The 21,613-nt window shown below is 65.6% G+C and carries 20 protein-coding genes and 1 tRNA gene; 8 read left to right on the plus strand and 13 right to left on the minus strand.

Annotated elements, in window-relative coordinates:
- Nucleotides 1-182: 182 nt before the first annotated feature.
- The 4 genes from L0963_RS11870 (at nt 183) to L0963_RS11885 (ending at nt 5,163) form a co-directional block, all read left to right on the plus strand.
- A complete protein-coding gene (locus tag L0963_RS11870) occupies nt 183-1,220 on the plus strand; it encodes a hypothetical protein (protein ID WP_234179749.1) in 1,038 nt (345 codons plus the stop codon).
- Nucleotides 1,217-2,071 carry a hypothetical protein gene (locus tag L0963_RS11875; protein WP_217372492.1) on the plus strand — a complete coding sequence of 285 codons (855 nt, stop codon included), beginning with the start codon at nt 1,217-1,219 and terminating at the stop codon, nt 2,069-2,071. The genes L0963_RS11870 and L0963_RS11875 overlap by 4 nt, the downstream gene beginning before the upstream one ends.
- Before the next feature lie 29 nt (nt 2,072-2,100).
- Nucleotides 2,101-2,667 carry a hypothetical protein gene (locus L0963_RS11880; RefSeq protein ID WP_062900386.1) on the plus strand — a complete coding sequence of 189 codons (567 nt, stop codon included), beginning with the start codon at nt 2,101-2,103 and terminating at the stop codon, nt 2,665-2,667.
- Nucleotides 2,668-2,730: 63 nt separating this feature from the next.
- Nucleotides 2,731-5,163: a serine/threonine-protein kinase gene (locus L0963_RS11885; protein ID WP_186402482.1), complete on the plus strand. Its 2,433-nt coding sequence runs from the start codon at nt 2,731-2,733 to the stop codon at nt 5,161-5,163.
- On the opposite strand, the gene L0963_RS11890 is transcribed toward L0963_RS11885, so the two are convergent.
- A complete protein-coding gene (locus tag L0963_RS11890) occupies nt 5,160-5,726 on the minus strand; it encodes an ECF-type sigma factor (RefSeq protein ID WP_062900384.1) in 567 nt (188 codons plus the stop codon). The two genes, L0963_RS11885 and L0963_RS11890, sit on opposite strands and share 4 nt — an antisense overlap.
- Nucleotides 5,727-5,971: 245 nt before the next feature.
- Here L0963_RS11890 and L0963_RS11895 point away from each other — a divergent pair, with 245 nt between their 5' ends.
- Nucleotides 5,972-7,684, plus strand: a complete 1,713-nt coding sequence (locus L0963_RS11895) for a YadA-like family protein (protein WP_062900383.1) — start codon at nt 5,972-5,974, stop codon at nt 7,682-7,684.
- A gap of 68 nt (nt 7,685-7,752) precedes the next feature.
- Here the strand turns inward: L0963_RS11895 and L0963_RS11900 are convergent, their stop codons facing one another.
- The 5 genes from L0963_RS11900 to L0963_RS11920 are packed head-to-tail and all read right to left on the minus strand — an operon-like array spanning nt 7,753 to nt 11,431.
- On the minus strand, nt 7,753-8,511 hold the full coding sequence (locus L0963_RS11900; protein WP_217372491.1) for a hypothetical protein: 759 nt from the start codon (nt 8,509-8,511) through the stop codon (nt 7,753-7,755).
- Nucleotides 8,511-9,029 (minus strand): hypothetical protein, encoded by a 519-nt coding sequence (locus L0963_RS11905; RefSeq protein ID WP_217372490.1) that lies wholly within the window; start codon nt 9,027-9,029, stop codon nt 8,511-8,513. The genes L0963_RS11900 and L0963_RS11905 overlap by 1 nt, the downstream gene beginning before the upstream one ends.
- Nucleotides 9,026-9,757, minus strand: a complete 732-nt coding sequence (locus tag L0963_RS11910) for a hypothetical protein (protein ID WP_217372489.1) — start codon at nt 9,755-9,757, stop codon at nt 9,026-9,028. The genes L0963_RS11905 and L0963_RS11910 overlap by 4 nt, the downstream gene beginning before the upstream one ends.
- Nucleotides 9,757-10,674: a hypothetical protein gene (locus L0963_RS11915; protein ID WP_217372488.1), complete on the minus strand. Its 918-nt coding sequence runs from the start codon at nt 10,672-10,674 to the stop codon at nt 9,757-9,759. Before L0963_RS11915 ends, L0963_RS11910 begins: the two co-directional genes overlap by 1 nt.
- 4 nt (nt 10,675-10,678) lie before the next feature.
- The gene (locus L0963_RS11920; RefSeq protein WP_217372487.1) at nt 10,679-11,431 is read right to left on the minus strand and encodes a hypothetical protein; all 753 of its coding nucleotides are present in this window, start codon (nt 11,429-11,431) and stop codon (nt 10,679-10,681) included.
- A 175-nt stretch (nt 11,432-11,606) separates the two neighbouring features.
- Here L0963_RS11920 and L0963_RS11925 point away from each other — a divergent pair, with 175 nt between their 5' ends.
- On the plus strand, nt 11,607-14,327 hold the full coding sequence (locus L0963_RS11925; RefSeq protein WP_217372486.1) for a protein kinase domain-containing protein: 2,721 nt from the start codon (nt 11,607-11,609) through the stop codon (nt 14,325-14,327).
- Nucleotides 14,328-14,505: 178 nt separating this feature from the next.
- Nucleotides 14,506-15,855: a hypothetical protein gene (locus tag L0963_RS11930; RefSeq protein ID WP_217372485.1), complete on the plus strand. Its 1,350-nt coding sequence runs from the start codon at nt 14,506-14,508 to the stop codon at nt 15,853-15,855.
- Nucleotides 15,856-16,113: 258 nt separating this feature from the next.
- Here L0963_RS11930 and L0963_RS11935 read toward each other — a convergent pair whose 3' ends face one another.
- The 3 genes from L0963_RS11935 to L0963_RS11945 all read right to left on the minus strand — a co-directional run bounded on the left by L0963_RS11935 (nt 16,114) and on the right by L0963_RS11945 (nt 17,696).
- Nucleotides 16,114-16,455, minus strand: a complete 342-nt coding sequence (locus L0963_RS11935) for a helix-turn-helix domain-containing protein (protein WP_217372484.1) — start codon at nt 16,453-16,455, stop codon at nt 16,114-16,116.
- A 153-nt stretch (nt 16,456-16,608) separates the two neighbouring features.
- On the minus strand, nt 16,609-17,280 hold the full coding sequence (locus L0963_RS11940; protein ID WP_217372483.1) for a DUF4386 domain-containing protein: 672 nt from the start codon (nt 17,278-17,280) through the stop codon (nt 16,609-16,611).
- Nucleotides 17,277-17,696, minus strand: coding sequence for a DUF6326 family protein (locus L0963_RS11945; protein WP_062900372.1), 420 nt, complete (start codon nt 17,694-17,696; stop codon nt 17,277-17,279). Before L0963_RS11945 ends, L0963_RS11940 begins: the two co-directional genes overlap by 4 nt.
- A gap of 420 nt (nt 17,697-18,116) precedes the next feature.
- Here L0963_RS11945 and L0963_RS11950 point away from each other — a divergent pair, with 420 nt between their 5' ends.
- Nucleotides 18,117-19,064 carry a helix-turn-helix domain-containing protein gene (locus L0963_RS11950; RefSeq protein WP_217372482.1) on the plus strand — a complete coding sequence of 316 codons (948 nt, stop codon included), beginning with the start codon at nt 18,117-18,119 and terminating at the stop codon, nt 19,062-19,064.
- Nucleotides 19,065-19,145: 81 nt separating this feature from the next.
- Here L0963_RS11950 and L0963_RS11955 read toward each other — a convergent pair.
- The 4 genes from L0963_RS11955 to moaA all read right to left on the minus strand — a co-directional run bounded on the left by L0963_RS11955 (nt 19,146) and on the right by moaA (nt 21,613).
- A tRNA-Asn gene (locus tag L0963_RS11955) sits at nt 19,146-19,220 on the minus strand.
- Nucleotides 19,221-19,307: 87 nt separating this feature from the next.
- Entirely contained in the window at nt 19,308-19,754 is a 447-nt protein-coding gene (locus L0963_RS11960) for a surface-adhesin E family protein (RefSeq protein ID WP_062900370.1), read from the minus strand.
- Between the two features lie 59 nt (nt 19,755-19,813).
- Nucleotides 19,814-20,584 carry an NAD kinase gene (locus tag L0963_RS11965; RefSeq protein ID WP_062900369.1) on the minus strand — a complete coding sequence of 257 codons (771 nt, stop codon included), beginning with the start codon at nt 20,582-20,584 and terminating at the stop codon, nt 19,814-19,816.
- A 21-nt stretch (nt 20,585-20,605) separates the two neighbouring features.
- Nucleotides 20,606-21,613, minus strand: a complete 1,008-nt coding sequence (gene moaA, locus L0963_RS11970; protein WP_062900368.1) for a GTP 3',8-cyclase MoaA — start codon at nt 21,611-21,613, stop codon at nt 20,606-20,608.

The following is a 21,613-nucleotide window of genomic DNA, read 5'->3' on the forward strand; positions in this document are numbered from 1 at the left end:
CCGCAGCGAGCGAGCCACCCGAAGATGAATCGGCGCAGGCGAGCTCTCCGAACGGGCCGGTGGTGGCGCCGCGCCGGGCAAGTGGCGTCCCCACCGTCGCGGCACAGCCGACTAGGATTTTGCAAGGCTCCAATCGAGCTGCGCGCGCGGGGAGCGGGCAGACGCCGGAACTTTCCGCAGATTTGGACGCACGCGATGGCAATCGGGATGCCGCAGCCTTGGGCAACGGTTCGGGTCGGGCTTTGCCGGGCGCGGACGGGCCGCGCAGCGGAGCCGCGGGCGCGCCCCAATCCCGTCTTGGCAGTGCCGGCGGGGCGTCGGCCGCCGATGTCGAGCGCGGCTACGATCGCGCGGTCGTCATGCCCGATAATGGCAATGGTGGACCCACCGGCGGTTCCGGCCGCAATTCTGCCGGCGACGGCAATTTGGGGGCTAGCGCCGGTCTGCTCAATTCGGCGGCCGGGCTGGGCGGCAACAGCAACGGTGGCAGCGGCAGCAACTCGGCGCAGGGCGGCACCAATTCGGGCAGCACCGGGATCGAGGGCGCACTCAACTCCTTCGGCGGCGCTAGCGGCGGTCGGTCCGAAAACGCCAATGGCAACGGCAACCGGCGCTCGAACGGTGGTCCTGCCGAGAATGGAAATGCAGGCGGCGGCCGCGACACCACCGGCGGGTCGGCGAGGAATCTTCCCGCGCGGGGCAATTCGGGGGGCTCGGGATCGGACAGGTCGGTCGATCGAAACCAGAATGAGGCGCCGGCAAACAACTCCGGACGCGAAGCCCCGAACAGCCAGAAGGACAAGTCGGGCGCCGATAGCGAAGATCGCTCGGCCAGCAACGACAGCAACGCCAACGACAATGGCGGATCGGATCGGAGCAATCGGGACGCGCCGCCGGAAGGCAATTCGGATGGTGCGGCCAAGGCGGGGGCGCCCGACCGCCCCGAAGAAGAGGGCTGGTCGGCTGGCAGCGACCCGGTCGGTCAGGCGGCGGCGCGGCGGCGCTTCGGCGATCTGGGCGCCGGTGCGGCGGGGCGCGATTTGCTGGGTGAGAAACGCGACGCGGAAGCGGTCGATGCCGAGGATGCGTTGCACCGGATCGGCGACCGGATCGATCCGCTAACCGGTGCCGTGGGTATCGAGGCGCCGGTCGCCGGCGGCGTTTCGCCGCTGCTGCGCGCGGTTGTCGAAACCGCAAAGAAAAGGAAGCAGAAGAAATGAGATATCTTGGAGCAATGATTTTCGCGCTTGCGCTCGCCGCGCCCGTTGCCGCCCAAACGGGTCCAGCGAGTGACCTGTTCGCCTTTTCGCAAGGCGCGCGGCTGGTGCAGGTTCCGGACGACGCCGAATTTACGGCGATGGACAGCAGCCCGCTCAACCTGATCGACGGATCGGCTACGACCGACTGGACGGGCGAAGCGGGGCGGCCCGCCGTGTTCGTGCTCGAACTGGCGGAGCGAACCGAACTGTCGCGCATCGCCTTTGACACCGCCTTTCTCAATCGCGACGAAAAGTCGCCTCGGGCGATCCGCGTCGAACTGTCCGACACATCGGCGCGCAGCGGCTTCGTGCCGATCCTGGCCGCTGATCTGAAGATGAAGAAGGATGGTCAGAGCTTCGGCTTCGACCCCGAACATCGCCCCGTCGGCCGCTGGGTGCGGCTGACGATCGCGAGCAATTATGGCGATGATTATGCCGGCTTCACCGGCTTTCACGGCTATGGCCGTCCGCTCACCGCAACGGCGACCTTGCCGGATGTCACCGGACGCTATGAAGGATGGAGCGGCTGGGGGACGCTCAACCTGACGCAGAGCGGCAATACGGTAACCGGCTGTTACGAATATCAGGCGGGGCGCGTTACCGGCCACATCGACGGCCGGGTGTTGACGCTCGACATGGTGGAGACGGGCCTCGACGGGGCGCTGCGGCGGCTGCGCGGCTATTTCGGGCTGACCCCCGACGGCGGCAAGCTGATTGGCTTTGCGCGCGGTCTCACCGAGTCCGACCGCCTTGGCTATGCAACCTATATGAGCGCGGACCGGCGGGCGAACCGGCCCGGCGCGTGCCGCTGACATCATTTGCGAATGAAAGGATTTAGGGGATGAGCAGATCGATCATGCTGGCTGCCGTCGCGGCGTCGCTGACGCTTGCAGGATGTGGGGGCGAAGCGGCGGACAAGGGCGATGGCGCGGGTACGGCTTCGTCGGCTGCGGCGAAGAGCGGGACGGCGCCGCCGCCCGACTGGAATGCCGCCGACGCCTGCGCCGTAGTCGACAAGGCGGCGATGGCGGCGATCCTCGGACAGGCGGTCACCGAAACCCGGCTGGGCAATGTCAGCCAAAGCGATGGCGCGACCGCGGTCACCTCCGAGTGCAGCTATCAGCTTGCCGATGGCGGTTCGGCCGCCTTGATGCTCCGCTGGTCGCCGATCGGCGACAATAGCGAAGGTTCGATCAACCTGACCCGCAATGGCCTGGAGCAGACGCTCAAGGGGTTCGGCGGTCATGTCGAGACGGTCGGCGGGCTTGGCAAGGCGGCCTTTTGGGCCGCGATGACCAAATCGCTCAATGTCTTCGTCGGCGAGGATAAATTCGCGATCATCACGGTGCCGGCCAGCGATGCGTCGAAGGAGCAGGCCGTCGCGCTCGCGCATAAACTTGGTGCTTGACTGCCGGCGCGCAGCGGTGCTGGTTCGCACCGAGGTGCGATGATGCGCCAGGGGAGGGGCGTTATGGTGCGGCAGCCGAGCCGGTCCGAATGGAGCCATATCCAGTCCCTGTTCGCCGAACTGATCGATCTCGACCCGGCGGCCCAGGACGGTCGGCTGGCGGCGGAGGATGACTTCATCGCCGGTCAGCTACGGTCGTTGCTCGCCGCCTCGCGCCATTCGGGGATATTGGACGGTGCGGCGCCGTCGTCGTTCGAAACCGCCCCGCGCCGCGCGTACAGCTCGCTTGCCGAAGGCGCCATCATCGGCGGTTTCACCATCGACCACCTGATCGGGCGCGGCGGGATGGGCGAGGTCTACGCCGCGCACCGCAGCGACAGGATGTTCGACCAACAGGTGGCGATCAAGCTGCTGCGCCCCGAAGCGGCCGCGCACAGCGAGTTGTTCGATCGCGAGCGCCGCCTGCTTGCCGGGCTCGAGCATCCGGGGATTGCCCGGCTGATCGACGGCGGGGTCACCCCCGACGGGCGGCCTTATATGGCGATGGAATATGTGACCGGCGAGCCGATCGACGCGTGGTGCCGGACCCATGGCGCCAATCTTGCGACGCGATTGCGGCTGTTTTGCGATGTCTGCGAAGCGGTGGCCTATGCGCACGGCCACCTGATCGTCCACCGCGACCTCAAGCCGTCGAACATATTGGTCGACGGCGACGGCCGCGCGCGGCTGCTCGATTTCGGAATTGCGCGCCTTGTGGAGATCGAAGGCGAGGGCGAGGCACTAACCACGGTCGCGCTGATGACCCCCGATTATGCCGCGCCCGAACAGCTCGGCAATGCCGCGCCCACTGTCGCGACCGACGTCTACGCGCTGGGTGTCTTGTTGTTCGAACTGCTCACCGGTCGCAGCCCGTGGCGCGAGCCGGGATCGGCGCTGCCGTCGGTGATCCGGCGTATTCTGAACGACGATCCGCCCTTGCCGAGTGCGCTAGTGCCACCTGGCTTTCCCTTCGGGCGGCGCGAGGTCGTGGGGGATCTCGACGCGATCGTGCTCAAGGCGATGCGCCGCGCGCCGCAGGATCGTTATCGCGGCGTCGGCGATCTGGTCGACGATGTCCGCAGCCATATGGCCCTGCGCCCCGTTACGGCGCGCTCGGGTTCGGCGGGTTATACGATCGGGCGCTACTTGCGCCGACACCGCGTCGCGACAACAGCGGCAGCCGCCGCGCTCCTCGCTATCGTGGCGGGCGGCGGTGCGGCGGCGTGGCAGGCGCGCCAGACGGCGATCGAGCGCGATGTCGCATTGGCCGAAGCGCGGCGATCGGAATCGATCAACCGCATGCTGACCGTCATGTTTCGCGACACTGCCAGCAGCGCGGTGGGTGAAGAGGCCACAGTCAAACAGATGCTCGATCAGACGGCGGCGCAGCTTGTCGCGTCGGTCGACAGGAGCGCCAAATCGGCAACGCTGATTACGACGCTCGCCGATCTGTACGTCAATCTGGAAGACGCGGCGGGCGCCGACGCGCTGCTCAGCCAGGCGCTTGCGCGCGGGATCGGCGCAGGCGATCCGGTGGCGACCGCAGAAATCAAGCTTCGCCTCGCCTCGACCGCCGCCGCAATGGGGCGGACCGACGACATGGCGCCGCTGCTCGATTCGGCCGACGCCGTCTTTGCTGCCGACCCGGCGCGTTTCCGCAAGGAACGGCTGGAAAGCATGAGCGGCCGGGCGCAGCTCGCCCGGCGCAAGGGCGATTACGACACCGCCATCCGGCTGCTGCAATCGAGCCTGCCCGACGCCGACCGCGTCTATGCCGAGGATCATCGCGAACTGCTGACCCGCTACAATAACCTGCTCGTCTATATGGTCGAGGCGAACCGGCTCGATGCGATGCCCGCGGTCTTTGCCGCCGCCGACGCGGCGCTCGCGCGGACGGGGCAACAGGGCAGCGCGCAGGGCCTGGCGATCGAGCAGTTGAAAGGCGTGCGGCTGATGAAGCTCGACCGGCTCGCCGAGGCCGAACGCCTGTTTCGCAGCGTTGCCGACCGGCGCCGCGCGGTGTTCGGCAAATCGGCGGCGTTGGCGGTCGATCTGTTGCAACTTGGGCGCGCCGAACTGGCGCTGGGCAAATTCGCCGCGGCGCGCGACGTCCTTGGCGAAGCGCGGCCGATGGCGATCGACGATCTCGGCCCCGACGCGGTGCCGACGCTCGTCATCACGCTGGGCCTTGCCGAAGCGTTGGCCGAGGCGGACGACACCGGACGGGCCGAAGCGCTGCTTGCCGAAGCTGCGCTGCGGATCGACGCGATGGGACCGGTCGGCCTGCCGCAGGGCATTGCGGCGCGGACGTGGGCGATCATCCGTCTGAAACAGGGGCGGATAGCCGAGGCGCGGCGCGAGGCCGACCGGTCGGAGCAGATATTCAGGACGCTCGGCGCGCCGGGCGAATCCTATCTCAAATCCTTTGCGGCATTGCGCCGGCGCTTGACCAGCTAGCCCGCGTCCATTTCCTTGTGCACCCAGGCGCGCGCCTGGAGCCACCAGCGGCGTACCGTCCGGTCGCTGACGCCCAGGACCTTTGCGGTCTCCTCCTCGGTCATCCCGGCGAAGAAGCGGCAGTCGATCAGCTGCGCAAGATTGGGGTCGAGGCGCGCGAGCCGTTGCAACGCCTCACCCAGCCGCACGACATCATCGTCCTCGGGCGCCGCCGCGGCGAGCGAATCGAGGCTTTCGGTAAAGGCATAGTCGGGAGCGCCACGCTTCGCCGTCATGCGGGCGCGGGCGGCGTCGATCAGTATATGGCGGATGGCGGTTGCGGCGCAGCCGAGAAAATGCCGTTCGCTCTCCCAATTGTTGCGCTTGCTGAGTTTGAGATAGGCTTCCGAAACCAGCGCCGTCGTCTGAAGCGTCTGTCCGCCGCCCGCGCGATAATGTTCGCGGCGCGCGATGATCTTGAGCTCGTCATACAGCGTGGCGATGAGCGCGTCGGCGTCGCCGTCGATGCTGCCCGCACGACCCGGTTCCTCGTTGATCGCCCATCTCCCCGCATGACGCGCCATGTAACACGCACCCTAGATGCCTGATTTATTTGCGGTCGGCGAGATAATTTCCTCTTTTTCGGAGGCGACGCCTGTCCGGATCGGGTGACCATTCCCGTCTTTCCAAATGCTGCACCCGCGGCGCCGCGTTCAGCGGCGTCGACGAGGTGACCGCAAACAAGGCGCCACCAAAGGTCGTCGCGAGGGGTCGCCCGGAAACCGATCGGTATTGCGCCGATCCATAAGGAAAGATCGATATGAAACGGATGACCACCCTCATTGGCGCGACCGCGCCCCTTGCGATCCTTGCTGCCGTCGGCGCCACGCCGAACGCCTACGCACAGGCGACTGTCCCGTGCGTTCAGAACGCTGGGGCCGATGGCATTCTCGGCACGCCTGACGACCCCGAAAATACGCTCGAGTGCGGGCTTGGCGCCGAAGCTTCGGCGCCGGGAACCACCGCCTATGGAAGCGGGGCCAAGGCGACGGCCAACGAAGCCATGGCGGTCGGCTTTATCGCCGCTGCCGAAGAAACGCGCTCGACCGCCATCGGCACGGGCAGCAGCGCGACCGCGGACCAGTCGGTTGCGCTGGGCTGGGGATCGGTCGCTGACCGCGGCGCGACCGTATCGGTCGGCAACGCCGGCCTGCAGCGCCAGATCACCAATGTCGCGCCAGGGACGCTGGTGTCCGACGCCGTCAATGTGGGGCAATTGAATACCGCCATGGGTGCCGCGGCGCTGACCGCGATCGCCAATTCGGCGGTGCGCAGCGGCACCAGCGGCGATAGCAGCCTGCAAAGCGACGGCAGCAGCGCAAGCGGCAATGGCGCCGTCGCGCTGGGACAGGGACAGACTGCAACCGGCAACGGCGCCGTTGCGATCGGCGATCCGAATGTCGCGACCGGGACCGGCGCCGTGGCGATCGGCGCTGACAATCAGGCGATCGGCGACGGCGCTGTCGCCTTGGGCAACGCCTCCAACGCCTTTGGCTTGTCGGCCATCGCTATCGGCAACAATGCGAATGCGCTGGCCGATGGCAGCATCGCCATTGGTCGTGACACGATCGCGTCGCCGGCATCGGTGGCGATCGGCGCCAACGCCGCGGCAGGCGGGCAAAACGCGACCGCTGTCGGTCGCGACAGCCTTGCCAGCGGCCTTGCAAGCGCCGCTTTCGGCCAGGGCGCCGCTGCCGGGGGCGATTTCTCGACTGCCACCGGCTATGGCGCGCGCGCGATCAAGGAGGGCGACACGGCGACGGGGTCCGGGGCTTTCGCCAATGGCGGCTATTCGGTCGCCTTGGGCGTGAACAGTCAGACCACGGCCCTCGGGGCGACCGCGCTGGGCGTGAACGCGAAAGCGTCGGGTGCAGACTCGGTTGCGATCGGCTCCAGTTCGGTTGCCGATGAAGCGAATACCGTCTCGGTCGGCTCGGCGGGCTTTCAGCGGCGTATCGTGAACGTCGCGGCGGGCACCGCGGCGACCGATGCGGCGAACGTCGGTCAGGTCCAGACGGTCGCGACCGCCGCTGCGGCGGCGCAGACCACCGCCGATGCCTCCGTGTCGCAGAATATGGCGCAGGACAGCCAGATTGCGGCGATTCAGACGGTAAACAGCGTGCAGGACAATCGTCTGATGTCGCTGGAAAGCATGGCCGGATCAGCGCTTCCGGCGCTCCAGTCGCTTGCCGCGACGCACAGCGCACAGATCAGCGACCTCTATGCGATCACCGATCGCGACCGCCGCGATGCACAGCGCGGAACTGCGGCCGCGGTCGCGCTCGTCCCCGCACCGATGCCGTCGGAACCGGGCAAGACAAGCTACACCTTCAACCTCGCCACCTTCCGCGGTGAGCAGGCGGTGGGCGCATCGATCGCGCACCGGTTCGGCACTGACAACCCCTTCGCCTTCACGGCAGGCGTTTCCTATGCGGGGAGCCGGAATACGGCGGCGCGCGTCGGCATCGCCGGCGAATTCTAGCCTGGTATCGGCAGGAGGGGCGGCTGGAAGCGCGCACCCTCCTGCCGTCTCTTCGCTGGGTCCCGGTCCTAAAAGGCGATGCCTTGGCGGGACAGTGTTGCCAGCTTTTGCTTCACGAAGGCGGGGCTGGGCGACGCGACGATCGTGCCGTCGGCGAACAGCGCCGTCGGCTTGGATCCCCCGAACATGCCGCTCAACGTCTCGAAATAGCGACGGTCGTAGCGACAGCTTCGCGAGGCCCGCGGCGGGAGGACGCCGGTGCCGATGGCGCGCCGCCAGGTCGCGGCGCGATCGGGACTGCACCAGATGTCGGGCAGGAAGGGCTTGCTCGCGGTTCCGATCGTGCTGGGTATGATGGCATAGCGCGTCCCGGCGGCGGCAAGGGCGGCCTCCAGCTTCTTCGAAAAGGGACAGTCATAGGCGGACAGAAGCAGCATGCGGAGCGGGCCGTTTCCGCCCTGCTGGATCAGATCCGAATAGCGGATCTGGTCGCGCCAGCGCAGCACCAGCGCGCCCCATTCGGACCCCGAAAGCGGCGCCCCCGTGTCGCCGTGCTGGGCGCCGAGCTTGCCGTTGTTGAAGCTGTATTCGCCATCGCGCGTCACCAGTATCGGCGCGGTTTCACGCGGCGAATAGGGGATGGGGCGATCGATCTGATATAATCCCGCAAAGGGTGTCGCGACAAAGCGTTCATTATACAGGCGCTGCAGCGTTTCGATGTCGGCGCGCTGCGTCGCGGCGGGCGATGCAGTTTGCGCGGCCGCGGGCGCGGCCGCGGTCAGGATGGCGCAAAGGCCGGCGAGGGTCAGGACGACAAGAGGGCGCATCAGGGTAATCCCTGCGAATAGCGGAAATGGGGAGGGCAGGCGGGATATTGGCGCTTGCTGTTGCGCACGGGCTGGAACCCGGGGATGCAGCGGCTCATGTTCGGCATGAGAGCGGCACCGTAGCGGCCGTCCGACTGGAACACCCAGAAGTTGAGGAAATTATCGCTCGGCGGATTGAAAAACAGATAGTTACGGATGGTCTTTGCGTCGCCATAGGACTGCCCCGGCGCCAGCGTGATACTCCCATGATCGCTGACGCGCCCCGCATAGCCATCGGTCTGGCTGACCAGCACGACGCTGACTTCGCGTCCGCATTTGTTGACGAACCGGAAGTAGACGAGTTTCTGGTCGGGGCTCTTGTGCCCCGGCTTGGCGATCGTCTGGTGACTCCATTCGACGCAGCCGCTTGCCTGGCCGCCGCTTTCGAGCGTCGCCGCAACGCCCGATTGCTGCGCCGATGCCGGTTCCGCAACCATAAGCAGCAGCGCGCCGAAGGCGATGCAAAGGCCGCGGCTCATGGCTGCACCATCACGGTTTCGCGGGCGATCCGGCTATATTCGGAAGGCTCCAGATCGAACCCGACAACCTCGGCCTCGATCGTGCCGCCGTTGCCGCTGGGTCGCGAAGCGACGAGGCGGGCCCGGATGACGAGGCCGAGATTGCCGAGCCAGCTGTCGGCCTTGAGCGCCGCAGCCTTGTCGGCGGACATTTTCCATACGCGCGCCTTGTCCGCGTTGCGGAACTTGAGCGCGATCTGCATCGCGCCGTCGCGGAAGGGATAGAAGGCGTCGGGTGCGAAGGCACCTAGCGGGATGCCGCCGAGGCCGGGGTCATAGTCTTTGGGATCGGCGCGGGTGCGCAGGGTGACGCAGCGGACGTCCTTGATCGCATTCCACTGCGTATCGACCTGCGCGTTCGCGCGCTTCCATGCTTCTTCGGCACCGAGTCCCCGGTCGAGGCCGGATAATGCCTCGTCCGCCCATTTTTCGCGCGGTGGGGCAAGGCCGGTCATCGCATAATAGATGATCGCCCAGTCGCGATCGGTGAGGTCGTCGGTGTAGCTGTCGCATTTTGCCGGCGGCGCGGCGGCAGGTTGGGCGGGCTGGGCAGCAGCGGTCACCGGCTGGCTGGAAGCCGAAGTCGCGGTGCCTGCGTCCGTGCCGCCCGCGGCCTGCTTGTCGCCGCACCCGCTTGCAGTGAGCGTGATGCAAAGCGCCGCGACCGATGTCAGAAATATCCGGCGCATCAGAATTTGCCTCCCTGGTTGGCGCCGGCATCGGCGGCTTGCGACGCGCGGTACGCATCGCGCTCTTGCGGGAAGCGGTTGACCTCATAATCATAATAGGCGGCGGCATCGATCATCGCGACACGAACGGCCTGCGCCAATTGCGGATTGCCATAGGCCGGCTCGATCATCGCGACGATGGTCAACCCGCAGTCGGGGCGCCAGTTCATCTGCGTCCCGTAGATCGATATGCCGGCGCTGCATTCGCGCAGCTTTTCGCGGTCGAATTCGGGTAGCGGCTTGCCATCGGGTCCGCGCAGCCAGAACATCTCGCCGCGATCGCCGGTGAGCGACGGCTTGCCATATTTCTGTTCAAGCGCCGCCTGCTGAGAAGCGATCGTCGGCTCGCCACCCTTTTGGAAGGGCTGGGTCAGCCACAATGCATAAAGCTTCTCCTGCCCCGGCATACCGTCGGCATAGAGGCTCCATTCGGCATCGACCTGCTCCAGCCGGTTGCGCGGGTCATAGTTCAGCACGTCGGTCGAGCTCCACCGCGCCTTGTGCTGGCCCGTGGCGACGCGCACGAAGCTGCGGATCTTGAGGCCGGCCTGATCGCGCGACAGTTGGGGGCCGTCCCCTTCGAGGAGGATGCTGTCCGCCTCCTCGCCGTCGGGGCATTGGACGAAGCGGACTGCGGTATCGAGCGGGACGCCGAGCCGGAGGCCGCGCAGATCGTCGACCGCGCTTCCTTCGGGGCGCGGCGGTATCACGGTGCCGCCGCAATCGACCTCGATCTTCTTGCCATAATAGGTCATCGCACCCGACGGACCTTCGCCCGCGGCCAGGTCGCGCGTTTCAGACGGCTTGGGATCGCCGCCGCCGCAGCCAGCGAGCGACAATGCGGCGGCGGCAACCAGGAATTTCGTGGCATGAGGCATCGTATCAGTCCTTTGCGAGCGGGTTGCGCAATTTTCCGAGTCCGGCGGCAATCAGGGCCGCGCCGGCGAGCAGCAGCAGCCATGTGCCGATGCCGAGACTGATCCCGTCGGCCATCCGGTCGCGGACGAAATCGGGGACCATCGACAGGATCGCCGAACGAAGCATGACGACCATCAGCGCCGCGACGATCGATGCGGCGCCGGTTACCAGCATGGGCAGCCGTTCGGACTTGCCCGACCATGCGGCCCAGATCAGCCACAGCGCGGCGATCGGCGCGGCGAAGCGCAGGATGAGCAGCGTCTGGACGGTGTCGAAGCCCGATTTGCCGCCGCCGAGCATTTCCTGCGCCGCGGCCACGCGACCCAGATCGTCCATCGCATTGCCAAGGCCGATCAGCGTCGCGCTCTGAACCGGTGAGGTGAGCGCGGAGAGGAAACAGGCAAGGAGAACGAGAAGCGCCAGCGGAACCGCAAGCGAGCGGGTCATCAACGCGGCGATCCGCGCCCCTTGTTCGGACTCGGTCAGCGCGCCGAGATCGGCCCCGATCGTGCCGAGCGCGGCCATCGCGGAACCGCCGACGGGATAGATTTCGCGCGCACCGCCGTTTTCGCTTTCGAAGTCGACCACGAGCCCGGGCGCGGGCGTCTTGTCGCCGCCGCGCCAGTCGGCGCGATCGAATTTGTGGCGCGTGCCATCGTCCGCCGATATCGCGCCCTTGCCGGTCGCCTCATCGAACCCGAGTATCTTTCCCTTCATATACCGCCCCCGAAAAAGGCCGGCGGACGAACCCGTGGGACCGCGCACCGGACGCTTGAAAAGCGGAAGCACCTGCGAAGGATGCCTCGCGCGACGAAAGGGCTATTTTGGTGGGTCCTCAAAGTCTTGAAGCTACTCTAAAGAATTTCTAAAGTTGACCGGACAGGGGGTCGCCATGACGCAATCAAGCTCTTCCCGACGGAGGCGCAGGCTCTGGAAATTCGCGGGGGCGGAGTTCGACGAAGCCAGCTGGACGCTGCGTGTGGATGGTCATGCCGTAACGCTCGAGGGCAAGCCGCTCGAAGTGCTGCACGAGCTGCTTCTGCGCGCGGGCGAGGTCGTGACGAAGGATGAGATCTTCGATGCGGTGTGGCCGGGCGTCACCGTGGTCGAGGGGTCGCTGACCACGGCCATATCGAAATTGCGCAAGGCGCTCGGCGAAACGCGCGAGCAGATTGTCGAGACGGTGCCGCGGGTCGGATACAAGCTCGCCGCGCCGGTTGCGATCGAAAGCGTCGAGTCCCCGCTGGCGCCGCGCTTTGCTTTTGCCGCCGGCGACGCGGTCCCCGGCCGCCGGCAATGGCGGCTGGTCGACGCGCTTGGCGATAGCGGCGCTGATGATGTCTGGCTGGCGCGCCATGACAAGACCGGCGAGACGCGCGTCTTCAAATTCGCCGATGCGCCTGACCGGCTGCGTAGTCTGAAACGCGAAGCGGCGCTGACTCGGCTGCTCTTTGCCGGACTCGGCAAATCGGCCCCGCTTCCCGCGCTGCTCGAATGGAATTTCGACGCGTCGCCCTTCTTCCTCGAATATGGCTATGGCGGCCGCGATCTGACGGCGTGGGCGTCCGAGCGGGGCGGGCTGGCGGAGATTGCGGTCGAGACGCGCATTGCGGTCGCGGCGATGATCGCGCGCGCGGTCGCGCGGATGCACGATCTGGGCGTGCTGCATAAGGATCTGAAACCCGCGAATATCCTGATCGCGACCGAGGACGGTGGCGAAACGATCCGGCTGGCCGATTTCGGTAGCGGGCGCCTCCTCGACGATAGCGTGCTCGCCAGCTTTCAAATCACCGATCCGGGATCGCTCGACCCCGATCTGGCGCGCGACGAACCGCGGTCGGGAACGCTTGCCTATCGCGCGCCCGAGCTGACCGGCGATGCGATGCCGACGGCGAAAAGCGATATCTATGCGCTGGGAATGATCCTCTATCAGCTCGTGGTCGGCGATTTTTCGGCGTCGCTGGCGCCCGGCTGGGAAGGCCGCATCGCCGATCCCGTACTACGCTCGGACATTTTGGCCGCGGCCGAGGGCGATCCGGCGCTCCGCTTGGCCAGCGCCGCCGATCTCGCCGACCGGCTCGAGACGATCGACCGTCGGCGAGCCGACGCATCGGCGGCGGCGCGGCGGGCGGCGGCCGCCGAAGAAGCGCGACGGGCCGAGGAAAAACAGGCCGCGCGGCGTCCTTGGATCCGCGCCGCCATCGCGAGCCTCGCGGGCGGCTTTATCGCGTCGAGCGCGCTGGCGGCCTATGCCTGGCATCAGCGCGGTGCGGCACTGGACGCACGCGATCAGGCCGAGACCAGCTATGCCTTCATCGCCGAAGATGTGCTGTCCAGCCCCGATCCGGCGAAGTCGAGCACCGACGAAACGGTCATCGAGGCGATGAAGCGCGCGAGCGCGAATATCGACGCGCGTTATGCCCGCTCGCCGGGCACCGCCGCGCGGCTCCATCTCGCGGTCGCGCGCGCCTTTTATCAGCGCAGCGATTTCGACACCGCCCGCACCGAATATGCGCGCGCCGCCACGCTGTTCGGCAAGGCCGGGGAAGCCGACAGTGAGGATGCCGTCCTGGGCCGGCTCGGCAGCATCCATATGGACGCAACTTCGGGCCAGCCTGGACGGTTGGAGGCGGCAGGGGCCGCCATCGCCAAAGAGCAAAAAGCGCTCGGCGACCGGGCGAAAAGCGGGCGTATCGGCTTCGCGCTGGCGCAGTCGGAGGGGGCTTATGCCTACACCGCCGACATCGAGCGGGCCGAGCGCGCGATACGCCGCGCGGTCGCGATCGGTTCGGCGCCGGGCGCGCGCGTTTCGCCGACCCAATTGCTGAAAGCGCGGTCTTCGCTGGCGCTCGTGATGCTACGCGAGGGCAAGGTTAAAGAGGCGGAACCGGTGGCGCGGGCTATCGTCGCCGACTCGACCCGGATACGTGGAGCGGACAATCCGGACACGCTTGTGACGCGGCAGCACTGGGTGACGGCGCTGTCGATGCTCGGCGAACATGAGCGCGCGCTGCGCGAAAGCGGTCCGCTGATCGCAGCGCTCGAACGGCGCTTCGGTCCCGATCATCGATTCACGCTGGCGATGCATTCGACGCGGTTCGAGAGCCTCGCCGCTCTCGGACGCTATGACGAGGCCGCGGTGGAAGCGAAGCGCGTCTGGGAGGGGGCCGCTACGCAGGCCGGATCGCTGTCGCATCAGGCGCTTGTCGGCCAGAATGACTATGCGTCGGCGCTCTGCCAGACGAACCGGCGTCGCGATGCCTTGCCTATCCTGGTGGATGCGGCGGCAAAGGCCCGCCAAGCATTCGGCGCCGATTACGGCCTGACCCATACGATTCAATTCTATCTGGGCGAGTGCGAACTTGCGAGCCACCGGTTTGCCGAAGCGCAGCGCAGCTTTTCGCTTGTCGATGCAACCAAGGTTGCCGAATTGACCGGGCGGCCCGATTTCGCCGCGACTCTGGCCGCGGCGCGGGCCGAGACGATGCTGGGGCTGGGCGACCGTGCCAAGGCCGGTACGCTGCTCGATACGGCCGAGGCTGCGGCAAAGGCGTCGGAAGATCCCGAACTCAAACAGCGGTTGCAACGGCTGCGCGCCCAATTGCGCGGGTAAGGCTGGAGCGCAAGGCGGGTCTGGCTTGAGATAATCTTTAGAACGGCGTGAAGACTTTGCGGCATCGCGCTCGCTAGCTCTCTGGCGACACCTGGCGGAAGGGCCGGGTCGATAGAGAGGGAGCGATCATGCGGGCACATTCTGGCCATCGTTGCGTTATGACGGCGGAGGGGCGCCCATGATCCGCCCGTTGATGACGGCATCGTCGATGCTGCTGCCGCTGCTCGCGCTCGTCCAATCGCAACCCGCGGCGACGCCAAAGGTCTGGCCGCGCGAGGTGCAGGCGCTCTATGACAGTCTGAAACAGGAATGCCGCGCCGAAGGCGGCAAATTCATTCCCGATCGCGCGCATTTCGCGGTCGAGACCGAGGTGACGGGCGACGGAAAGCCCGACTGGGTGGTGGATTACAGCAGTGCGCGATGCTCCAACGCCGGCTATTCGGCCTATTGCGGCACCGCCGGATGCATGATTGCCATCTTCGGGTCCGACCGCAACGGCTATCGCGAAATCTTCAACGATAATGTCCGGGACTGGCAGGCGGTGAAGCTCGACGGAAAGGGGCGCACCGGGCTGGGCCTTTCGGTTCACGGGACGGTGTGCGGAAGCGTCGGGGCGGATATGTGCCTGGAAGTCCTGCGGTGGGATGGACGCAAATGGGCGGTGGTTGAACGGCGCCGCGGCACCGATGCCGACCTGTCGGCGTCAACCGGTGAAGACGCCGGGCCGCCGCCCGCCCTTCACAGCGCGCGCTGGCAGGTCGCAGGAGGCGGTGCCGGCACCGTCGCCGCGGTAACGGGGCATCCCGAATTCACCGCGGTGGGGCTTCGTTGCCAACCGGGCGGCGGCGTGGCGATGACGATCGTGCCGGCCAAGGGGCTGCACCTGCCCCCGCCGGGCAAGCCCCTGCTGATCGGCTTTCGAAGCGCCGGCGAAGGCAGCGAGGCGACGCAAAGCCTGAGCCCCGAAGCCGGAAAGCCCGATTTCAGCGGCGCGCTCGATCCCGTCGCCCGCGGCCTGCTGATGGGCGCCGACAGCGACCTTTCGCTCTATGCAAGCTATGACGGCGGCGATGAATGGACCGAATTGACGGCGCTTTCGCTTGCCGGATCGACGGCGGCGATCCGAACGCTGGAGAAACAATGCCCACGCGGTGCTGTGGCCAATGCTGGGGGAGCGGCAGGTCCGGGCCAGTCGCGCATTCTGCCGCTGCCGGTCGGCTATTATGTCGATGCGCGCATCTCAACCTGCGAAAAGCCCTTCGCCGACATCGCGATTTATCTAGCCGAGGACCGGATCGTCCAGCGCGGCAACAGCTGCAAGTTCACCAGCCTGAAGATGACGAGCACAAACGCCTTTCGGCAAACCGAGAGCTGCCCCGACATCGATGGACGGCCGATGCCCGCCACACAGGATTACAGGATCACCGGACCCCAATCGTTTGAGCTTGTTGGGGTGGGCGACGCATGGACCTTTTGCTCTGCCAATCGCTTGCCCGCCAAGGCAAAATTTTACCGGGCAGCGAAATAGGCGGGCTCGACGGAGCTGCAAAAAGGCAGGCAAGCGCGACCATTTTCCGGATATCATTCGGGGCCGTTCGCGCGACATAATAGAGGTCGGGTGGAAGACGATCTGGCTTCTGCTGATCGCCTTTCGGGTGTGGCTCGCGGGCAAATGGACGCATGATATCGAAGCGCTTTTCCAAAACCGCATCGGGATGCTGCTCGCCTATAACTTCATGCCGTGGCGCCAAGTCGGGGCGCGTTAGGTGATCCAGCCGATGGGCCGCTACGTCGGCTGAATTAGCCGCGCGCGAAGATAGTCGCCGAGCTCCTGGCGGGACGAAAGGCCAAGGAGCAGCAATATCCGCGACAAATGGTTGCGGACGGTAAAATGCGAAATACCGAGTTCGCGGCCGATGCCTTTGTTTGACAGGCCGCGCATGACGCCCAAGGCGATTTCGAATTGCCTTTGCGTCAGACCGTCCCGCAATCCCCTCATGTTCGACTCGACCGGCGATATCTCGGGACAGGGGTCGGCATTGGTACGATCGTCGATTTCGAGGCAGACCGACGCCAGAGCCCGAATTTGCGCAACCGCATGACCGTCGGCTGCGACGACAATGAGCAATTTGGAATTCTGCCTGGTTCGAAGGGCGTCGCGGAGCGACGCCGCGTACGGCTTTTCGCAAGGCGTATTTCGATCGCGCCCGAATTCGCCTCGCTTGTCGGGAGCGCTCATCGGCCTTGCTCGGGCAGAACGGCTTCGCTCTGTGTTCGCATATTACGCCTCGCGCTCGCGAATGCCGAACGCCAGCAACCACAGTGCGAGCGCCAGTTCGCCGAGCAGAGTGGGCAGGGTGAAATATTGCGGAAGCTGCGCCGCCCGGAGCGGCGCTCCGAGCCAGGCGAGGCTGTTGACGAGATTGCATGCGCCCGCCGCAGCAACGAGAAGGCCGATGACTCTTGGCATCGCGCGTCCGTGCCAAATGAGCCAGCCAAGGAGCAGGCAATAAGCGCCGAAGAAAACAAGGCTGATCTTGTAGCCGTCGCCATGGACGCGCAGCAGCAGATACACCCAATCGGCGAGCGAGGATGACGGCTGCCCCAAATCCGGGAGCCGCAAAATCATCGCCGACAGCAGCGTATCGCATGCGAGCATCGCGATGCCGATCAGGCTGAAAGAAGCGGCTATGGCCGAGACCCGCGGCGCTCCCTTGCGGAAGATGCCATGCAGGAGAATGGTGACGCCGATATAGCAACCCAGCATCGCGAGATCGGCGATCATCCCGAGCCGGAATGTCGATCCCGATGCGAAAATGGCCTGTGCGGTTGCGGCGGGATCGCCGCGCACGATCAAGGCGCCGCGGGCGACGACTTCTGCGTAAACGCCAAAGCCTATCGTTCCCAGATACAGGAATCCGGCGAGGCGGGCATGCGAAGCGTCCGCGCTCATTCCGGGCCTCCTTCGGTGGTAGTCCACGTCCAGGCGGCGATGACGATCGAGGCGGTGAGCGCCATCTCGATGATCGCCAGAGTGATGTAGAATGGCGCGGCACCCGGCAGCGTCATCGCCATGATAGCGGTATACAAAAGGCCGAAGACGATATTGCTCCAGCGGCAAATTGCTGCCGGGAGATAGAGCGTCGCCGCGATCAGCAGCGCGGGGATCGCCATCATCAGCGAAACGGCAACCAGCGTTCCAGGGGTTGCGGGTCCAAGCGGCCCGATGTTTCCCTGCGCCATCGATGCCAGCTTGTTATCGGTATAGAGGCCGAAATAGTCGCCATAGACATAGCAGAACATTGTTGCTGTCCAGAGCGTCGACAGTTTGAGGCGGGTAGGGACCGGTATGTCCGTGAGACTCTTCATCGCATGACCTTGTTAAGTCCAAAATATGGGCGGCCACGGATCGTCGGGTCGTTGCAAAGAGGCGGGCCGGTCGGCCATCTCTCCTTCGTCCCCGTTTCCGCTCGGGCGACCCGCCGGATCGGTCATTTTGGCGCCGCTAGTCTTGCCGGTTTGGAATTCGGCGATGTTTTTTTGCGTCGATTGCCTCACATTGCCGATGAAATTTCGGCCATCGGATCCGCCGCACGGGCCAGCGGGCCGCCGAATATGCTTGCCGATCGCCCCCCGCGGTTTACTTGTTGCAGGGTGCGATTGCCGATGGGGGGCATGCGAGGCCAACCGATCCGGTGAGCGTCGTGGTTTCTGTCCGGAGTCTTTAAGGGTTCTGCGTTGATGGCGTCGATTTTGCAGCCTGGCATTCGTTCGCAGCGACCGGACCCGATGAGGATCGACCTTTCGCTTCTCTACGGCGCGGCCTTTTGTTGTGCGTCGCTCGCATTCTGCCTCAAGTCCGTGCTGGCATCGCGGCTGGGTATGGCCGTCGACGCGGTTGCGATCCTGGGTAATGCGACATGCGGATGGTCGTGGCTGGCAACCCGATCGCTTTTCCGGTGCGAATCTCCGTCGCGAAGCGACTGGTGGCCGGTCGCCGCGGTGCTGATGGTGATGATCGCGTCCGCTGTGACATCGCTGGTGCCGGCAGACGGCATGCCTCTCAGGATCCTGGATAATCTTGCCAGATTGGGGAGTTCCGCCATGCTGCTTATGGCGGTGGCCGAACCGTTGCTCGATCTGCGCGCGCAAAGCGACAAATCCGAACGGCGCTTCCGCATCCTGTATTCAGGCATCTACGCAGCCATATTGGCGGTGGCGGTCCTGGCCGTCGACGGGGCGCCCGACGGGTCGGCCGCATCCCAACTCAGCATTCCGGTCAAGGTCGTTTGCGCGATCGCGGCGGTATTCGGCTATGGGTTGGCCCTCGGCCATCGGAAACGGCATCCGCTCGTCGATCCGAAGGCGCGCGCTTCGCGGAAACCCGTTGCGTCGGACCCCCGGCTTGAAGCGCAGTTGATCACGCTCATGCGCGAGAACAGCCTTTACGCCGAGGCCGATCTGCGCGTTGCCGACCTGGCACGGCTCACGGGTGAGCCCGAATATAAGGTGACCCAGTGCATTACCGGTGCGCTTGGCTACCCCAATTTCAATCAGATGGTGAACGGCTACCGCATCGAAGAGGCAAAGCGCCGCCTGGTCGATCCGGCGCTCGCCCACTTGCCGATCCTGACGATTGCGCTGGATTGCGGATTTGGTTCGATCGGCCCGTTCAACCGAGCCTTCAAGGCCGACACCGGCATGACGCCGCAGGAATTTCGTCGGCAGTCCCGATAGGCGTCGCCTCTGGAGGCGCGATACTGGACGAACATCGGCTTGTCGTCCGGTTCGGCGTTCCGCTTCAGCGATTTAAGTGAATGGCTCCCCGGGTAGGATTCGAACCTACGACCGATCGATTAACAGTCGATTGCTCTACCGCTGAGCTACCGAGGAGCAGCCCGCCGAGGCGGGCAAGGCGGCCCCTTTGCCGCCATGCGGATCATTTTGCAAGGGGGTTGTACGGCAATTTTTACGGATCGTTCAGAAGCCCGACCGAAATTTTTCGCGCACCCAGCTTTCGGGCGCCGGGAGGATGGGCGAGAAATAGTCCGAGCGGCCGCAGACCGTATCGATCAGCTGCCGTAGCACCGATCCCGACTGCGCGGTGGTCGAGTCCGACGGCCCCGCTTCGGTATCCAGATATTTGCCGGCGACGTAAAAGCTGCTGTCGCGCATGAATGACGTGTTCGAACCACAGTCGGCCTGCCGCGTGGTCATCGTGCGGTCGAAATCGCGCGTATCGGTCGTGCTTTCGTAGAGCGTCTGCTGGCGAAAGGTGACGGTGGTGCCCGACCGCTGCACCGAATCGATATCGACAAGATAGACAAGCTGCGGCGCGTTGCTGGAATAGGCGGCAAGCCGCCACGATTCGGCGAAGGCCGGCTGCGGCGCGAGCAATGGCAAAAGAGCAAGCATGGTCAGACGCATGAAATTCCCCCATTCATGTGAAGGGCGATGCTAACCGCGCCCGGCGGCCGCGCAAGCGGTCAAACGATGAATTGTTCCATCGCGATACGTTCGTCGAGCCCCTGATCGGGATCGAAGAGCAGCGTGAGCGGCCGGCTGCGATCGGTGGTGACGAGCACGGTCTTCACGTCGCGGATTTCGCGTTGGTCGGCGACCGCACTGACGGGCCGCTTGGCGGCTTCGCGGACGTTGAAACGGATGCGCGTCGATTCGGGAACCAGCGCGCCGCGCCAGCGTCGCGGGCGGAACGGGCTGATCGGGGTCAGTGCGAGCATTTCGGATTCGAGCGGCAGGATGGGGCCGTTCGCCGACAGATTATAGGCGGTCGAACCCGCCGGGGTCGCGACGAGCACGCCGTCGCAGGCAAGTTCCTCGAGCATCTGCTTTTCGTTGATCAGCACCTCAAGCTTCGCGGCCTGCCGCGTTTCGCGCAGCAGCGAAATTTCGTTGATCGCCGGCAGGATGTGCCGTTCGCCGCTGATCGTGGTGATATCGCCCTGCAGCGGGTGGATCAGGAAGGGGCGGGCGCTCGCGATGCGGTCGATCAGCCCTTCGACGCGAAATTCGTTCATCAGGAAGCCGATGGTGCCGCGGTTCATCCCGAACACGGGCAGACTGCGCCGCTGATCGAGAAGCTGGTGCAGCATGTGCAGCAGGAAGCCGTCGCCGCCGAGCACGATGAGCATGTCGGCTTCGCCAAGATCGACGAAATCGTAAAGCGGGCGAAGCTCGGCCTCCGCCTCCATCGCCGCGGGCGCATTCGACGCGACGAGCGCGATCTTGCGTTGCATCTGGTCCCCCTGGGGCGTGATCTAACCGCCCGTTGCACTCATATGACGCGCGACCGCCGGTGTGGACTTTCGTTCGATCTGAAAGTCATGCGCGCGGGGTTTGCCAGCCAATGCGGCATCAATCAAGCCATCGACATCGCTCCCTTCACGCAGCGCGGCGCGCAGGTCGACATGGTCGTCCTGGCCGAGGCACATATAGATGCGCCCCTCGACCGTCAGGCGGATGCGGTTGCAACTGGTGCAGAAATTATCGCTGAGCGGGGTGATCAGGCCGAGCGTGACCGGGCTGTCCTCGATCCCGAAATAGCGCGCCGGGCCGCCGGTGTGGCGATCGACCGGAAAGATGGCGCGATCGGCGCGCAGCGGCGCGATGAAATGGTGGAGCGGAATATAATGATCGCTGCGCTCATCGGCGACCTCGCCCAGCGGCATGGTCTCGATGAGGGTCAGATCGCAGCCCTCGTTGGCGCACCAGTCGAGCATCGGCAGAAGCTGGTCTTCGTTGAGCCCTGCCAGCGCGACCATGTTGATCTTCACCGCCAACCCGGCGGCCCGGGCTGCGGCGATGCCGCGCAGCGCCGTAGCGAGTTCGCCGACGCGCGTAATGTGGCGAAAGGCGTCGGGGTCGAGCGTGTCGAGACTGACGTTGACGCGGCGAATCCCCGCTTCGACAAGCATCGAAGCATGGTCGGCCAGCCGCATGCCGTTGGTGGTCAGCGTCAGTTCGTCGAGCCCGCGGCCGATGAGCGCGCCCAGTTGCGCCGCGAGCAGATCGATCCCGCGCCGTACGAGCGGTTCGCCGCCGGTGAGGCGGATACGGCGGACGCCGCGCGCAACAAAGCGTTCGGCAAGTACGCCCATTTCTTCTATACTGAGGACCGCGGATCGAGGCAGAAACTGCATCTCCTCGGCCATACAATACCGACATCTGAGGTCGCAGCGATCGGTAACGGACAGGCGCAAATAGCTGATGCGCCGACCGTGACCGTCGGTGAGTGGAGCGACAGGCGGGGCGGAATTTGCGGCCAT

It is taken from the genome of Sphingopyxis sp. NFH-91 (genome assembly GCF_021401285.1).
Lineage (GTDB): Bacteria > Pseudomonadota > Alphaproteobacteria > Sphingomonadales > Sphingomonadaceae > Sphingopyxis > Sphingopyxis terrae_A.

What these genes read in the sequence shown, in the direction of transcription:
- L0963_RS11875 (WP_217372492.1), top strand. Translation starts at nt 1,217, where the DNA reads ATGAGATATCTTGGAGCAATGATTTTCGCGCTTGCGCTCGCCGCGCCC.
- L0963_RS11880 (WP_062900386.1), top strand. Translation starts at nt 2,101, where the DNA reads ATGAGCAGATCGATCATGCTGGCTGCCGTCGCGGCGTCGCTGACGCTT.
- L0963_RS11885 (WP_186402482.1), top strand. Translation starts at nt 2,731, where the DNA reads ATGGTGCGGCAGCCGAGCCGGTCCGAATGGAGCCATATCCAGTCCCTG.
- L0963_RS11890 (WP_062900384.1), bottom strand. Translation starts at nt 5,726, where the DNA reads ATGGCGCGTCATGCGGGGAGATGGGCGATCAACGAGGAACCGGGTCGT.
- L0963_RS11895 (WP_062900383.1), top strand. Translation starts at nt 5,972, where the DNA reads ATGACCACCCTCATTGGCGCGACCGCGCCCCTTGCGATCCTTGCTGCC.
- L0963_RS11900 (WP_217372491.1), bottom strand. Translation starts at nt 8,511, where the DNA reads ATGCGCCCTCTTGTCGTCCTGACCCTCGCCGGCCTTTGCGCCATCCTG.
- L0963_RS11905 (WP_217372490.1), bottom strand. Translation starts at nt 9,029, where the DNA reads ATGAGCCGCGGCCTTTGCATCGCCTTCGGCGCGCTGCTGCTTATGGTT.
- L0963_RS11910 (WP_217372489.1), bottom strand. Translation starts at nt 9,757, where the DNA reads ATGCGCCGGATATTTCTGACATCGGTCGCGGCGCTTTGCATCACGCTC.
- L0963_RS11915 (WP_217372488.1), bottom strand. Translation starts at nt 10,674, where the DNA reads ATGCCTCATGCCACGAAATTCCTGGTTGCCGCCGCCGCATTGTCGCTC.
- L0963_RS11920 (WP_217372487.1), bottom strand. Translation starts at nt 11,431, where the DNA reads ATGAAGGGAAAGATACTCGGGTTCGATGAGGCGACCGGCAAGGGCGCG.
- L0963_RS11925 (WP_217372486.1), top strand. Translation starts at nt 11,607, where the DNA reads ATGACGCAATCAAGCTCTTCCCGACGGAGGCGCAGGCTCTGGAAATTC.
- L0963_RS11930 (WP_217372485.1), top strand. Translation starts at nt 14,506, where the DNA reads ATGATCCGCCCGTTGATGACGGCATCGTCGATGCTGCTGCCGCTGCTC.
- L0963_RS11940 (WP_217372483.1), bottom strand. Translation starts at nt 17,280, where the DNA reads ATGAGCGCGGACGCTTCGCATGCCCGCCTCGCCGGATTCCTGTATCTG.
- L0963_RS11945 (WP_062900372.1), bottom strand. Translation starts at nt 17,696, where the DNA reads ATGAAGAGTCTCACGGACATACCGGTCCCTACCCGCCTCAAACTGTCG.
- L0963_RS11950 (WP_217372482.1), top strand. Translation starts at nt 18,117, where the DNA reads ATGAGGATCGACCTTTCGCTTCTCTACGGCGCGGCCTTTTGTTGTGCG.
- L0963_RS11960 (WP_062900370.1), bottom strand. Translation starts at nt 19,754, where the DNA reads ATGCGTCTGACCATGCTTGCTCTTTTGCCATTGCTCGCGCCGCAGCCG.
- L0963_RS11965 (WP_062900369.1), bottom strand. Translation starts at nt 20,584, where the DNA reads ATGCAACGCAAGATCGCGCTCGTCGCGTCGAATGCGCCCGCGGCGATG.
- moaA (WP_062900368.1), bottom strand. Translation starts at nt 21,613, where the DNA reads ATGGCCGCAAATTCCGCCCCGCCTGTCGCTCCACTCACCGACGGTCAC.